Origin of the sequence: Okeania sp. SIO2F4 (assembly GCF_010672385.1) — a bacterium.
Classification (GTDB): Bacteria; Cyanobacteriota; Cyanobacteriia; order Cyanobacteriales; family Microcoleaceae; genus Trichodesmium.
This window is the reverse complement of record NZ_JAAHGT010000173.1, coordinates 1-13,231: the sequence shown is the minus strand read 5'-3', so window position 1 is coordinate 13,231 and position 13,231 is coordinate 1. Positions and strand designations below refer to the sequence as shown.

General features: G+C 36.9%; 15 protein-coding genes. 7 read left to right on the top strand and 8 right to left on the bottom strand.

Annotation, left to right across the window (positions count from 1 at the left end; translation table 11 throughout):
• From F6K22_RS42025 to F6K22_RS13510, 5 genes are all read right to left on the bottom strand, one after another.
• A partial coding sequence (locus F6K22_RS42025; protein WP_363273500.1) for a helix-turn-helix domain-containing protein occupies nucleotides 1–57 on the bottom strand: 57 nt, incomplete at its 3' end.
• A gap of 681 nt (nucleotides 58–738) precedes the next feature.
• Nucleotides 739–1,302, bottom strand: a complete 564-nt coding sequence (locus F6K22_RS13525) for a hypothetical protein (RefSeq protein WP_293098313.1) — start codon at nucleotides 1,300–1,302, stop codon at nucleotides 739–741.
• Between the two features lie 207 nt (nucleotides 1,303–1,509).
• Nucleotides 1,510–2,880 (bottom strand): RNA-guided endonuclease InsQ/TnpB family protein, encoded by a 1,371-nt coding sequence (locus tag F6K22_RS13520; RefSeq protein WP_293098312.1) that lies wholly within the window; start codon nucleotides 2,878–2,880, stop codon nucleotides 1,510–1,512.
• Between the two features lie 68 nt (nucleotides 2,881–2,948).
• A complete protein-coding gene (locus F6K22_RS13515; protein ID WP_293098311.1) occupies nucleotides 2,949–3,782 on the bottom strand; it encodes an EthD domain-containing protein in 834 nt (277 codons plus the stop codon).
• A gap of 235 nt (nucleotides 3,783–4,017) precedes the next feature.
• On the bottom strand, nucleotides 4,018–4,383 hold the full coding sequence (locus tag F6K22_RS13510) for a carboxymuconolactone decarboxylase family protein (RefSeq protein ID WP_293098310.1): 366 nt from the start codon (nucleotides 4,381–4,383) through the stop codon (nucleotides 4,018–4,020).
• A gap of 825 nt (nucleotides 4,384–5,208) precedes the next feature.
• Here F6K22_RS13510 and F6K22_RS13505 point away from each other — a divergent pair.
• Both F6K22_RS13505 and F6K22_RS13500 read left to right on the top strand, forming a co-directional pair.
• Nucleotides 5,209–5,346 (top strand): hypothetical protein, encoded by a 138-nt coding sequence (locus tag F6K22_RS13505; RefSeq protein ID WP_293098308.1) that lies wholly within the window; start codon nucleotides 5,209–5,211, stop codon nucleotides 5,344–5,346.
• Between the two features lie 317 nt (nucleotides 5,347–5,663).
• Nucleotides 5,664–6,884, top strand: coding sequence for an RNA-guided endonuclease InsQ/TnpB family protein (locus F6K22_RS13500; RefSeq protein WP_293098307.1), 1,221 nt, complete (start codon nucleotides 5,664–5,666; stop codon nucleotides 6,882–6,884).
• Nucleotides 6,885–7,238: 354 nt separating this feature from the next.
• On the opposite strand, the gene F6K22_RS13495 is transcribed toward F6K22_RS13500, so the two are convergent.
• Nucleotides 7,239–7,424: a hypothetical protein gene (locus F6K22_RS13495; protein WP_293098306.1), complete on the bottom strand. Its 186-nt coding sequence runs from the start codon at nucleotides 7,422–7,424 to the stop codon at nucleotides 7,239–7,241.
• 83 nt (nucleotides 7,425–7,507) lie between these two features.
• Here F6K22_RS13495 and F6K22_RS13490 point away from each other — a divergent pair, with 83 nt between their 5' ends.
• The 4 genes from F6K22_RS13490 to F6K22_RS13480 all read left to right on the top strand — a co-directional run bounded on the left by F6K22_RS13490 (nucleotide 7,508) and on the right by F6K22_RS13480 (nucleotide 10,070).
• A complete protein-coding gene (locus tag F6K22_RS13490; protein ID WP_363273496.1) occupies nucleotides 7,508–8,365 on the top strand; it encodes an RNA-guided endonuclease InsQ/TnpB family protein in 858 nt (285 codons plus the stop codon).
• Nucleotides 8,343–8,672 (top strand): RNA-guided endonuclease InsQ/TnpB family protein, encoded by a 330-nt coding sequence (locus F6K22_RS42020; protein ID WP_363273494.1) that lies wholly within the window; start codon nucleotides 8,343–8,345, stop codon nucleotides 8,670–8,672. Before F6K22_RS13490 ends, F6K22_RS42020 begins: the two co-directional genes overlap by 23 nt.
• A gap of 358 nt (nucleotides 8,673–9,030) precedes the next feature.
• Nucleotides 9,031–9,453: a putative quinol monooxygenase gene (locus F6K22_RS13485; RefSeq protein ID WP_293098304.1), complete on the top strand. Its 423-nt coding sequence runs from the start codon at nucleotides 9,031–9,033 to the stop codon at nucleotides 9,451–9,453.
• Nucleotides 9,454–9,758: 305 nt separating this feature from the next.
• On the top strand, nucleotides 9,759–10,070 hold the full coding sequence (locus tag F6K22_RS13480) for a hypothetical protein (RefSeq protein ID WP_293098303.1): 312 nt from the start codon (nucleotides 9,759–9,761) through the stop codon (nucleotides 10,068–10,070).
• Between the two features lie 599 nt (nucleotides 10,071–10,669).
• On the opposite strand, the gene F6K22_RS13475 is transcribed toward F6K22_RS13480, so the two are convergent.
• Both F6K22_RS13475 and F6K22_RS13470 read right to left on the bottom strand, forming a co-directional pair.
• Complete coding sequence (locus F6K22_RS13475; protein WP_293098302.1) at nucleotides 10,670–10,942, bottom strand: transcriptional regulator; 273 nt, start codon at nucleotides 10,940–10,942, stop codon at nucleotides 10,670–10,672.
• Between the two features lie 894 nt (nucleotides 10,943–11,836).
• Nucleotides 11,837–12,412: a zinc-ribbon domain-containing protein gene (locus F6K22_RS13470; RefSeq protein WP_293098301.1), complete on the bottom strand. Its 576-nt coding sequence runs from the start codon at nucleotides 12,410–12,412 to the stop codon at nucleotides 11,837–11,839.
• Between the two features lie 162 nt (nucleotides 12,413–12,574).
• On the opposite strand from F6K22_RS13470, the gene F6K22_RS13465 reads away from it, so the two are divergent.
• The coding region (locus F6K22_RS13465; RefSeq protein ID WP_293098300.1) for a circularly permuted type 2 ATP-grasp protein at nucleotides 12,575–13,231 on the top strand (657 nt) is incomplete at its 3' end.

Here is a 13,231-nt window from a genome sequence, read left to right as displayed (position 1 = left end):
CAGATTTTCCTGTTCAGGAGTTGGGTAGAATCTAAATTTGTACGCTTTTTCGACCATCTACTGTTTATTTGTCAATGTTTACATTGTAGCATATTATATGTGAAACCACAACATTGATTGGTTTTCCAATTGCGTCGCTCCCCTGCGGGAGAGCGCGGGTCAAGGACCAACGTTGAGATAAAAAAATAGCTATTTAGGTACTCCTCATTAGTTTCAATTCAGCTAAAAAATTTAGGTTCGGTTCCCGACATTCAATTTAAATACCAACTCTGACAATGGATCTGAACCTTTCTAGGTGTAGGTAGGGTTCAGGGAAGCTTGCTTCTCCTAAGAAAAATCCCATAATAATATGTGTATATTGGGTTGTGTCTTACTTGCCAACTTACTAAACTGACACATCTAAAATTTTGCAATAGGTGTAGGTTGGGTTGAGGAACGTAGCAAGATCCCGCAGGGTAACCCAACACCAGTAACGCTTTGTTGGGTTTATCCTGCGGATCAGCTACCCTAACACGCTTCGTTCTACCCAACTACATTTTTAGGAGTGTCAGTCCAATACACTATTATAACTAATTATCCGAACTTGATATTAAAGTCGCAACTATTATAATTTGACGCTCTACCTTTGCACTTGATAGTACTATCAAACTATGATTACAATAGCTCATACTTTCTGTGCCCAAATAATTAACAGGGAGATTGAAATTATTCTCAACCCCCTTAGTTTCGACTATCTAGTTATGTAGTAATTAACTTCAGAAGTTCTGCTGCTGCAAATACATCACGATAGAATGTTAACTGTTCAGTTTTTAAGTAGCAACCACCGCGATGACCGCGACGTACCCAAGTTACATTTCCCTTAGCGATAGTTTCGTTAGTTTCAAGGTCTACACTTTTCCACTCAAAGAATGTATGTTCTCCAGAAAACATAACTATTGGCCAGCACATAATTACTCCTGGTTGAGAAATCAATGCCCACCAATGCTGTTCCCGTTCTTTTTGTTGTTCTAGACCCTGATAAGGTCCATCTTGGCACAAATAAACTAAATCTTCCCGATATTCAGCAGTTAAAATGTCACCGCGCCCTTGTCTCAAAGCTTCACAATGAGTAGGCCACCAATCTTTATTTTCTTGCTCTATTTGTTCTAATGTATAGTCAGGTCCGAGCGCTGGTAATGTGGCTTCTTTCATAGCACAGATTTTTTCAGCATCAGCAATCATTTTTGTTGCAACATCAGCCGCTACTGGAACAGCTCTAGAGTAATCTGCTGTTAAATCTTTATAGTAACTTGTACGCGCCATAATATCCCTGTTAATTAGTTGTTTTTTTGCTTAGTTAAAACTAAGAATTAATGAGTGAACTTATTAGTCAACATCAGATCGACTACATCATCTTGTAGTTGATTGGCAGCTCCAATATCCATAATTAACTGTGCCACTGTTGACCTTCGCTGACCAGCCAAGGTCATTTTACCATCATTGACAAATGTTTGACATCCTCCCCGGCTGTTAGGCGCGGGGAAACAACCGAGCCTTAGCTCCTCGGTGGGTTGACGTCTCACAGGCTGCTGCTACTTTGGCAGTAGTCTTACGCTTGCCTCCACGTCCGTTTTTTGTCTCGGACTGCCCGCCCGCGACTAATATATTTATGGCTGCATTTTCATCTCGGTCATGTTTAGCACCACAGTTGAGACATTCCCATTCTCTGACTGAAAGGTCTAATTTCCCACCTTTGAATCCACAACATGAGCAAATTTGAGATGTTGCTTCCCAACGATTAATCACTCTGAAATCACGACCGTATTTTTCAGCAATTCCATCTAACAGTGTTCTAAATTGTCTCCAACCTAAATCTGATATGGATCTAGATAATTTACGGTCTCTTGGTGCGCGTTCCCTCTCTTGGTCGGCATTCCCATGGCGAGGAAACCTCGCCGGGTTCCGACCGCTTGCGACTTTCGTCGTCGCGGGGTCGCACCGCTTTTTAACCATTCCAGAAACGTTCAAATCCTCTACAACAATTGTTTGGTTTTCACGAATTATTTCAGTGGATAATTTATGCAGAAAATATGTTCTGGTATCTTTGAGTTTGGCATAAAATTTAGCTACTCTAACCCGTGCTTTTTCGTATCGATATGACCACTTAGTTTTTTTAGATAAAGACTTGCTTAACTTACGATACTTATTAATTCTTTTCTTTAATGGTTTCGGTGCATCAATTTTTTGACCATTACTCAATGTTGCAAAGGTTTTAATTCCTAAATCTATTCCAATTGAATTATCAGTTTTTGCTAAAGTTTCTGGTTGTATTTCTACTACAAAACTTAAGAAATATCTAGTAGGGGCGATTCGCGAATCACCCCTACAATCTTTGATTACTGTTACTGATGATGGAACATTTGGTAGTTCCCTTGACCAAACAATTTTTAGTTTTCCTATTTTGGCGTTGCTAGGAACTTTATGTTGACCAACTTTAAATCCACCTTTTGTAAACCTAGCTGTTTGCTTTGACTTTCTACTCTTAAATCGCGGAGCGTTGCGAGGAACGAAGCAATCTGGAGGTTTAACAGGTTTACCCTTTCTCTTACCTTTGGTTGATTGAAAAAAGTTTTGATAAGCCTGGTTTAAATCATTTAAAGATTGCTGTAGTGGTATAGAAGAAACCTCTGATAACCACTCTCTGTCTTCAGTTTTTTTAGCTTGAGTAATAAAAAGCTTTTGTAGATCAGAATTAATGGGCTTCTTTTCTCCTGAAGTATACTTTTCCTGACAGCAAGCTAGACTATCATTCCAAACAACACGGACACAGCCAAATAGCTTGGCTAATCGGTATTTTTGCCCCGGCGTTGGATAGATACGATACTTAAATCTGGCTTTCATAACCTGACTTTGAGACTAACAGTATGATCAAACATTTTTACAACAAAATTAACGAAAAAGTCGCCCTTCTAGGGCGAGGCTTTAAACCCAATTTTTCGGTAAGCACTTCTTTCTGGAAATGGTCTTATTTGTCTAGCATACTTACTTTGTTCACTCACTAAATCTTGATATTCTTTAGATACAAAAAATAGTTCTAGCTCTAAGCGGTTCCAGAAAGCTATTTCTATCGCAGCTTGATAATTTAGCTCTGGTGGTTCAGAGTGGGATACTCCACCTTCACCTGTATCTGGGCTAGTGTTATCAACTTCATCAAATAGATGTAATCGCAGTTTTAACACACGATCTATTTTAGCTAGAGCTGGGGCAAACTGATCTTTATAGTATGCGCGAAAATCTTCCACACTTACTCCTTCAGCTTTCCTAATCATGCAGTGGTATTTTTCTAACCCCTGATGGCCATTAGGATCACCATTTTCAATTCCATCTTTAAAAGTAATAGAGTTACCAGGGCTAGTACTATAACCTATGAGTTTTCTGAAGATGTTATGCTGATCGTCAGTGAAAATAGTTGTCGCTTTGAACCATGTTTCCCGGTCTTCTAATGTTTTGAAGGTTAATTCAGCAATTCCATCAATATTTTCTTCCACAGAAGAGGCATCCACTAAATCTCCGGTACTAGGCCACATACCCCCTTCATTATGGGCTAAATGAAATTGCCAATATTGGTACTGAGCTGGTAGACGGGCAAAAACTGGTCCGTGAACGTCTCTCCAATAGTTATAAAATAGTTCTAGGTTTATTCCTTTTCGTTTCCACAGGAGAACATAGAAAGCTAGTTGTGCTTCCTGGTCACGACTAGAATAATCAGCCCTTTCTCCTTTTTTAAGCAGAGTTGATAGCATAGTTTGCTGCCTTTGCTTTTGAGATATTAGGAATTTATCTACAGGTTCTACTGAACTGACGTAAACATTTTTGAAGGTGATGAGTCTAGCTTTTTGACTCAACGATAACTATGCTAGCACAGTCTGTTACTCAGTTCTCTAGCAACATTTTAAATCTCTGGCACATCTATACAGAACAAATCGATAATACTTCCAGTTAACCGAATACCGATCAAAATAATTATGATTATTTTGGTTATTTTGGTGGGAATAATTCGTTTAATTCCTCTTTTAATTCTCCGAGAGCACCGAAGCAACCTGCTGCTTTATTAAATCCTGCATAAACACAGGTGAATACTAGTAGTTCCTCTATTTCTTCAAAAGTTGCTCCTTGAGCCATTGCCATCTTAACATGAGCGCCAAATGGGTTTCCTGGACCGACATGATCTTGATTAACTACATCTATTGCTATTGTAATTAGAGCTTTAGTTTTTTGGTCTATTATCGGTAGACCCCATGCTTCACCTGCTACACGAGTACAAAAGTCCCCAAATTTAGGGTTGATACTATTTAAGCCCTCTTGGAGTGCTTTGTCATCTAGAACTGCATTTTTGTATGACATAGTTTATTCGCTTAATTTTACCAACTTGCTATGGTCTTTGGGTTTGAAATCTCCAGGGGGTGAAACACCCTGAATTCTGTGGTTAACCCACTGCTTAGGGGATAAATCCATATTTGCTTCCAGCCTATCAACAGACTCCTACACTCCTGGCTCGGCATGGACAGAAATCTAGGTGTGAAGCTCTTCCTTTTTTGTAGCTTTCTGAGTGGTTTTACTAGGCGGTGTTGGAGCAATAAATAGCTGCTTTACCTGCTTACTTGCTTTTCCTGTGGAATGGGGAGCTAACAGCCGTCGTCGGAAATATAGTCTCCATATCCTGGGAGCCTTAGTTTCACCGTACTAGCGGTCATTTCATGGCGACAAACCTTGTTTTTACTCACATCATTATAGCAGACTTTTACTCCGCTTTATTACCCCCGTGTCCTTATTCAACCAGGGGATAAATCTTCTGGGAACTTTCCTACCGTCGTTTTTTAAGTTTCCAGACTGTGTTTGCCCGAGGGCTACAAAGCAATGTCACATTAATATTGCCTAGTATAATCGCTTTATTGAACAGCTTAACATGTAAGTTAGGAATTGATTAGCCTTCTAATCAGCAGATGGCGGCCAATTGACTAAGATACTAAATAATTGATTGTCCACACTTTTTAGCAATTCAATTTGCTGTTCAGGTGTGAACCAAATCTATGTATTTGTAGCCAAAATTTTTCCTATCAACTAGATTATCACCTTAGCTGACATTAATCGTAAGTACAGTACAAAACTTGCAAAATTTTGGGAATAAAAGGGTTTCAGAGAAATTGGAATAACAATAAATGAAACCCTATGAATCAGGTTAATTTACTTAGGCAAACATTGAAACTTGATTTAGAATGGCATGGAGCTAGACCAAGTTTTCTGGCCATGTTATTGATGGCCTTATTGCTAGTCAAAACAGTGAATCTCACAGAGGTAGCAACATAATTTATGGGTAATGCCAAGACCTTCATCAAACTAGAAACATGGACAAAGATTCTTCCGAGAATTTGAACTAGACTACTATGCCCTCGAATTCCGTTCCACGGACGCGATCGCTAAATTAATTGTTGCGATGATGGACATACTAGAGCCATGGGTATTCAGTGTAGACTGCACAGAATGGAAATTTATAGTTTATACTTTACCGGAAAATTGGGTTTAAAGCCTCCCCCTTTTAGGGGGACTTTTATATGCATATAGTTGCAAATATGCTAAAGTGTGTGCGATAATTTTATCGTAGCATTAAACGATAAAACATCTCTATGCTAATCTATGAAATGAAGTTGCAAGGCACACAAGGCCAGTATAATCAGCTAGAATCAGCCATTAGGACTGGTCGATTTGTGCGCAATAGCATTATCCGAGCATGGATAGATAGAAAAGTTAAAAGTCGTAACGATGCCTACAAATACTGCACAAAACTAGCACACAATACTGAGTTTCCCTGGGTAAACCAACTTAACTCAATGGCTAGACAAGCTCATGCTGAGAGGGCATGGGCAGCAATAGAAAGATTCTATAAAAACTGTAAAGCCAAGGTTTTAGGTAGAAAAGGATACCCAAAGTTTAAAAAATATCAAGTTAGAGCGTCAGTTGAATACAAAACTAGCGGATGGAAGTTATCTGAAGATAGACGCTATTTAACTTTTACGGATGGTTTTCAGGCTGGCACATTTAAGCTTTGGGGAAGTCGTGACCTTCACTTCTATCAACTCAAGCAAATAAAACGGGTCAGAGTTATCAGCAGGCACGATGGCTATTATGCTCAATTGTTGATCGACCATACTAGGGAGGAAGATAAAAATCTCACAGGAACTCAGGTAGGAATAGATTTAGGTTTAAATCATTTCTACACTAACTCGGCCGGTGAAAAAGTAGATAATCCGAGATTTTTGAGAAAAGGTGAACGTAAAATCAAAAAACTACAACGTCGCTTATCTCGCACTCAAAAGGGTAGTCAAAATAGGAGTAAAGCTAGGAATAGGTTAGGTAGAGCATATCTAAAGGTTTCACGCAGACGTAACGACTGGGCTTGTAAATTAGCACAGCGCGTCATACAGTCTCACGACTTGGTAGCGATAGAAAACCTGAAAGTGCGTAATATGATGAAAAACCATAAGTTAGCGAAGTCTATAGCAGATGCAGCATGGTACAGGTTTAGAGAATGGTTGGAGTATTTTGGAAGAGTCTATGGTGTGCCTGTAGTAGCAGTAGAACCTGCATATACTTCTGTAAATTGTTCTAGCTGCGGTGAGACAGTTGTCAAGACTCTCAGTACCAGGACTCATCAATGCCCAAACTGTGGTTATGTTGCCGACAGGGACGAGAATGCAGCAATCAACATACTCCAATCTGCATTAAGAGAATTAGCAACTACCCTGGGGCACAGGGAAAGTAACGCCTCCGGAGAGAAGGACCTCTGCTTGCTTGAGGAAACTCAGGCAAGTAAGTTGACTCGACGAAAGAGGAAAGTCTCGCAGTGATGTGGGAATCTCCGTTGCTTTAGCACGGAGAGGATGTCAAAATATCTTAACTTTGTGCTTACAAGTCTGATTTTTCCTACGCTCTTCAATTTTTGTCCTATACTTAGGATACTAAACTAATTAATAAATAATTAATTAATAAATTGGATTTTCTGATTTTTTTAACTTAGACAGGCTGATCTTTTCTGTTCAATCAGCTAAAGTGTTATTTACTGATACAACTAAATCTAACTAAATTCTTGTTGATATTTATTGCTTTAGTGATTTAGAGATTACAGGAACATTTAGTAATTTAAGAAGTCCTTTACTTACGAGAGGAGAAATTGATATGCAAGGAAACCTTCCTAGTGCCATTCATTGAGACTGGAGACGTTCGGAGTTAACAGATTCAATTGTCTGTAATCTCACAGTTGTTGATAATGGTGATGGTTCTGGAAGTTTCAGTGGTTCATTAGCTAAATCGCGGAGAAGCATCACACCATAATCTATGATTTGGGGTGAGATGAATCGGCGGTAAATTAATGGGACGTCGAGTCCCATTAATTTACAAATATTATCCTCAAGTTTTGGTCTTTAAAAAAAACTTGTGCTATTTTGTTTTATGATCAGGGAAATTTGCCGTTATGCGGACTGCCTATCAATACAAGCTTAAACCCAACAAAGACCAAATTGCCACCATAGAGTTGTGGCTAGAATTGTTGCGTCGGCAGTACAACTACAGATTGGGCGAGCGGTTCTCATGGTGGGAAGAAAACCGTTGTCCGGTTAATGCTTGCCCTTTAATAACATCAATTCCTCATTTGAGAGATAACCCAGATTATTACTCTCAGAAAAAGGCTCTGGTCAATACCAAAGATAAATTTCCTGAGTATAAGCTAATTCATTCTCAGGTTTTGCAAGATTGCATTAAACGAGTCAAACTAGCTTTTGATAGGTGGTTTAAAGCAGATAAAAACGGGCAGCGATTAGGCAAACCAAGGTTTAATGGAATTGGTCGTTATCGTAGTTTTACTTATCCTCAAATCAAACAAGATTGCCTGGAAGGAAACAAGATTAATTTACCAAAAATTGGCCTGGTAAAATTAATTCAACATAGACGATTACCAGATGGTTTTCAAATTAAAACTGCTACGATTAGTCGTAAAGCTGATGGGTATTATGTAACTTTATCTTTGGAGGATAAATCAGTTCCTAGGTTTAATTGTGATGTTAAACCCACAACAGAAAACACCCTAGGCATTGACATGGGATTAAAAGATTTCTTGGTCACAAGCGATGGAGAATCAGTTCCAATTCCTCAATATTATCGAAAGTCTCAAAAGCGATTAAAAACTCTACAGAAAGGTTTATCACGAAAAAAAAAAGGCAGCAACAGATGGTTAAAAGGTGTCAAGGCTGTGGGCAAACAACATAAAAAGGTTGCCGATAAACGTAAAGATTTTCATTTTAAAACAGCTAATGAATTGTTATCACTCATCTGATGTTATTGCCCACGAAAACTTAAGTATTAAAGGGTTAACTAAAACTCGATTGAGTAAATCAATTAATGATGCTGGGTGGGGTCAATTTCTAACTATTTTAACTGTCAAAGCTGAAAATGCTGGACAGAAAACAATAGGGGTAAACCCCAGAAATACTAGCCAAGATTGCTCAAATTGTGGTGAAAAAGTCCCGAAAGAATTAAACATACGAACTCATTCTTGTCCGCACTGCGGTACAGTAATAGACCGGGATGTAAACGCGGCAATAAATATAAAAAATAGGGCGGCAGGGCCCAGACGTCCTTAAAGCTCGTGGAGTCCGACGGGGTACCGGGACTGGGAAACGAGAGAGCTTACACTATAGCGTCAGCTTAGTGTGGGAGTATGTCACTGATTGGTCAGCATATCTTGAAATTCTTTGTCAGAAGGCTAATTTTAATCACTATTTGTTTGCCGTTATTAGAAAATTTTCGGGATGTTTGCGGAAGTAATTCTGCACTTTATATTCCCTGTAGGGAACCTCACTCCAATTAGCTCTTGTTGTTGCCTCTTGTCTAGTTATAACAATAATTTTTAATGCTAACCTACTTATACTTACTAATCTAGTAAAATCATTGATTTTTTTACTAAGGCCGATTTTTTACCCTATTATTTAGGAGCGCTATATGAAGAAAAGTCACCTGAGATTAATAATTACATTTGCTCTATCCATAATTTTTGTTTTTCTTACTCTAGGTTGTTATCAAACCAGTTTATCTGAAAATCAAAAAGATAAAGAAATCACATTAGTCTTGGCAGGAAAATATAAAATTAAGCCAGAGAAACGAGAAAGATTTTTAGAATTAGCCAAGCCGGGCTTTGAAGAAACTAGCAAAGAACCTGGAAATGTTAGCTATACTTTATATGAAGAGTTTGATAATCCTAATACCTTTTTGTATTTTGAAGAATGGGTAAACCGAGAAGCTCTTAATTCCCATCTTAAGCAACCTTACATTACACCTTTAATTGAAGAAATACCGGAGCTTTTAGCTGAAGATGCAGAAGTCAGAGTTTATGATATTAAAAATTTGAGTTTTGGACTGGAATAGTTTGATTTTTAGACTTGATTAAAGGTTGAAATTATAGCTTCTGAAAATCAAAATAAGGGGGTGTAGTTACCAAAATGAAACCGCCTTATAAGGAGGGCGTTGCATATTTCCGGGATGAATTATAGTTTTAGAGAAAGAGGAAGTAAAAGATGGGATTTACCTTTTCTGCAAAGATTCATCCCTTGATTCAGCAAGCCTTATTAAGTAGTTTTCTAGTCACCAACAAAGAAAAGTTGACAATAAATATTTAGGTAGCAAATACGTTAACTGTATTGTCTAATCGGATTTGATATAATTTATAGAATATGACAAATTTATCAATTGGGAAATACATTATTTTATTATTAATATCATTAATATTTTTATTTGCTGTTGCACGACCCGCAGCAGCATTTTTTTGTCGTAACTACAATGGCAATAAAATTTGTATTCTTAGCATTAAACGCAGTGCTAAATATCATTGGGAATATCGAGCAGAAGTTAGTATTAATGATGTTAGAAAACCATTAGAAATTTATAATTGTCGCACTCAAGAGAAAATAAAAAAAAATGGTAAGATTGTGAAATTTACATCCAATGGTGCGGGTGAATTGATTTGTAGTGTTCTTGATAAATAGTTAGACTATACTGTTACGCAGAAGGCACTCATCCAAAAGTGATATTATGTTTAAATAATCATTTATAATACGGTAGGTTGGGTGAAGTGGTAGTGCAACCCAACAAGTATAAGTCTCTATTGGGTTTCTTTTGTCTTATTACGAAAGTTGCTCATGGGGGAACCCTCAAAACAGCACTTTTGCACAATTCAACCTACAAAATGGAAGTTTTTTATTATTAAGTATTTAAACAAATATGATCTAATACCATTTCTGAATACTAATGCTATATTTGGTTGTTATTTCCCTACCTCCCGCTTCCCTACACTCCAAAGATATATACTAAACTTTTTGTGATTTAGTATAATAAATATTTTCGGTCTGTGTTCCGAAATTATTAGATTCAACAAGTATTTAAACAAATATGATCTAATACCATTTCTGAATACTAATGCTATATTTGGTTGTTATTTCCCTACCTCCCGCTTCCCTACACTCCAAAGATATATACTAAACTTTTTGTGATTTAGTATAATAAATATTTTCGGTCTGTGTTCCGAAATTATTAGATTCAACATCCTCTCAATATTAGCCAATATTTATCAAAAAAATATCAATCTCTAAAACTGAAATTCCTGGCAATTTGCCTGTACAATTTTTCTAACTTCTCCAGGCTCTAATTTCATCAATTTCTGAGTTGCTTGAATTTGAGTGGGTTGATTTTCTAACTGTTGACGCTCAATTAATTCCCATTCCTCTGCTGTTTTTGTGTAGCGCCTAGATGTAGCTCTATCCATATTTAAAGATGCAGCAACCTGATTGAGAGAATCCCATCCTGGTTGATTTCGCATTCTGTGTAAATAGCGAGTCATTATATCAATGTCGATTTTCATAGTTTATTTTCCTGGTTATTTTCTACGATTAAAATTATACCAAATTCATATATATCAATATGACTTAAGTTGTGAGATATTGGATGCTTTTAGGGAACAGGGAACGGGGAAAAGGGAACAGGAAACAGAGAAGAAGAAAAAAATATATCTTATTAATATGATAACTGGTATATTCTGTACTTTTAAGGAATATTTCAATTGTCACATCTGATTCCTGATTGCTATATAGAAGTTACATCTTAGAATTGAGGATTTATTCCTATAATTATAAAATTTATACCTGGCATAAATTGTAAATTTTAAATTTTTTTGCCTCTTTTTTCTGATGTTTCTCTCTACCTGTTCCTAGTTATACCAATTTCATCAACTTAGGCTACACTACTTATCTTAGACTGCAATGTGAAATAATTTGCTTAAATTACTGTAACATCAAAATTTTGAGCATATAAAATCTTACTTTTAAATCCATGACTTTTGAATGCATGACTTCTGTGAAACGCTATTAAATAGGGCTTACTGATTAACTTTCAAAGACTTTATCTGTAAATATTTTAGCCTTTTTTATAGTTAAACAAAGGTGCAAGTTTTTGGTCTAGGGATCTAAAAAAGTTAGGGTTTTGAGTAGATAAGGATAGAAAAATTAAGGGATACTTCTTCCTCCTAACTCCTCTAAATTCTGAATTATTAATTCGCCCATTCTTAATTCTACCCTCAACCATAATACTTTTTCAGCAAACCCTAAATATTTCCTATTCCCTATGTCGTGACTGGCACAATATTTTATACAATTGCTATTATTTATAAGTATTCAACTGAACACCAACTTGAAGAGGAGTCAAAAAATAACTCCTCAGCAAACTTAATATTTCATTTGATGAAATTGCAATATTGAAATTACAACTGATAACCACAATTTGAACAAAAGCGATCGCTTGGTGTCACCGCAGCACCACATTGAGAACAAAAACGCTTTCCAGAAGTTGCAAATGAACTTGAACCCATTTGCATCGACATATTACCCATTCGCATCTGCATTGGGTTCATATTCATTTCCATATCACCCATTTTCATTGGTTCCATTGGTTCCATAGGTTTCATTGGTTCCATAGGTCTCATTGGTTCCATAGGTTTCATCGGTTCCATAGGTGGCATACCTTGGCTCTGTCTAATCTCCACTTGTTGCAGTGACAAAACCTCCGCATTACCCAAAGCAGGTGTCCCACTCATGGTACTTATTCCACCTGCTTGTAACTGTACAAATGACTGTCCCTGTTCCGACTCTATCCGCAAAATTACCCCAGTAGCAGTTCTAAACAAAGTTGGTGGTAGAGTCCATTTACCTGTTTGAAAACCTGTACTTGCCTGTTGTTGTTGACCAGGGCTACCACTAGCAAGAGTTACCACAGTTTGTACTCCCTGATTTTCTATATAAACTTCCTGGCCATTACCAAATTCGCATTTATAAGCCATAATTTTTACACCTAATTTTTCCTACTTATTCCTACTTGCTGTATACATAATAACAATCTTATAAAATTGTTATTAAATCATGTAAATTTTATAGTTACTCATATAATAATAAAAGTTTAATTATTAAATGCTGAAGTAGTTAAGAAATTATAAAGAAAAACAGTGCGATTTGATTCTTACGATCCAGGTGAATTCTATGATGAACTTTTCATCACCAAAAATCAACCTCGCCCAGAAGCTAAATTATTGATAGAAAGAATTAATTCTCTTTCTATAGGGGAATTATTGATGCGACAAAAAGCTGCACAAGTCGCAATGATGAAGCTTGGGGCAACTTTTAATGTCTATGGTGATAGTCAAGGTACGGAACGTATTTTTCCTTTTGATGTTGTACCACGGATAATTTCTGTTTCGGAGTGGAATTTTTTAGAAACAGGTTTGAAGCAAAGAATTCATGCTCTTAATTTATTTATTGCAGATATATATGGGGAACAAAAAATTATCAAGGATGGAGTTATTCCTCTAGAGTTAATTAATTCTGCTTCTGGATTTCTCAAACCTTGTATAGGATTAAAACCACCGGGAGGAATTTGGTGTCATATTACGGGCACAGATTTAGTTAGGGATAAAGACGGTAAATGGTTTGTTTTAGAAGATAATTTGCGTTGCCCTTCTGGTGTGTCTTATGTGTTGGAAAGTCGTAGGATAATGAAGACTACGTTTCCGCAAATTTTTGCTGCTTTAGGAATTAGACCTGTTGATAATTATACTAGTTATTTATTAGAAACTCTCCTGAATTTGGAGCCGTCTTATTTGTCA

What these genes read in the sequence shown, in the direction of transcription:
- F6K22_RS13525 (WP_293098313.1), bottom strand. Translation starts at nt 1,302, where the DNA reads ATGGCGCGTACAAGTTACTATAAAGATTTAACAGCAGATTACTCTAGA.
- F6K22_RS13520 (WP_293098312.1), bottom strand. Translation starts at nt 2,880, where the DNA reads ATGAAAGCCAGATTTAAGTATCGTATCTATCCAACGCCGGGGCAAAAA.
- F6K22_RS13515 (WP_293098311.1), bottom strand. Translation starts at nt 3,782, where the DNA reads ATGCTATCAACTCTGCTTAAAAAAGGAGAAAGGGCTGATTATTCTAGT.
- F6K22_RS13510 (WP_293098310.1), bottom strand. Translation starts at nt 4,383, where the DNA reads ATGTCATACAAAAATGCAGTTCTAGATGACAAAGCACTCCAAGAGGGC.
- F6K22_RS13505 (WP_293098308.1), top strand. Translation starts at nt 5,209, where the DNA reads ATGAATCAGGTTAATTTACTTAGGCAAACATTGAAACTTGATTTAGAA.
- F6K22_RS13500 (WP_293098307.1), top strand. Translation starts at nt 5,664, where the DNA reads ATGCTAATCTATGAAATGAAGTTGCAAGGCACACAAGGCCAGTATAAT.
- F6K22_RS13495 (WP_293098306.1), bottom strand. Translation starts at nt 7,424, where the DNA reads ATGGGACTCGACGTCCCATTAATTTACCGCCGATTCATCTCACCCCAA.
- F6K22_RS13490 (WP_363273496.1), top strand. Translation starts at nt 7,508, where the DNA reads ATGCGGACTGCCTATCAATACAAGCTTAAACCCAACAAAGACCAAATT.
- F6K22_RS42020 (WP_363273494.1), top strand. Translation starts at nt 8,343, where the DNA reads ATGAATTGTTATCACTCATCTGATGTTATTGCCCACGAAAACTTAAGT.
- F6K22_RS13485 (WP_293098304.1), top strand. Translation starts at nt 9,031, where the DNA reads ATGAAGAAAAGTCACCTGAGATTAATAATTACATTTGCTCTATCCATA.
- F6K22_RS13480 (WP_293098303.1), top strand. Translation starts at nt 9,759, where the DNA reads ATGACAAATTTATCAATTGGGAAATACATTATTTTATTATTAATATCA.
- F6K22_RS13475 (WP_293098302.1), bottom strand. Translation starts at nt 10,942, where the DNA reads ATGAAAATCGACATTGATATAATGACTCGCTATTTACACAGAATGCGA.
- F6K22_RS13470 (WP_293098301.1), bottom strand. Translation starts at nt 12,412, where the DNA reads ATGGCTTATAAATGCGAATTTGGTAATGGCCAGGAAGTTTATATAGAA.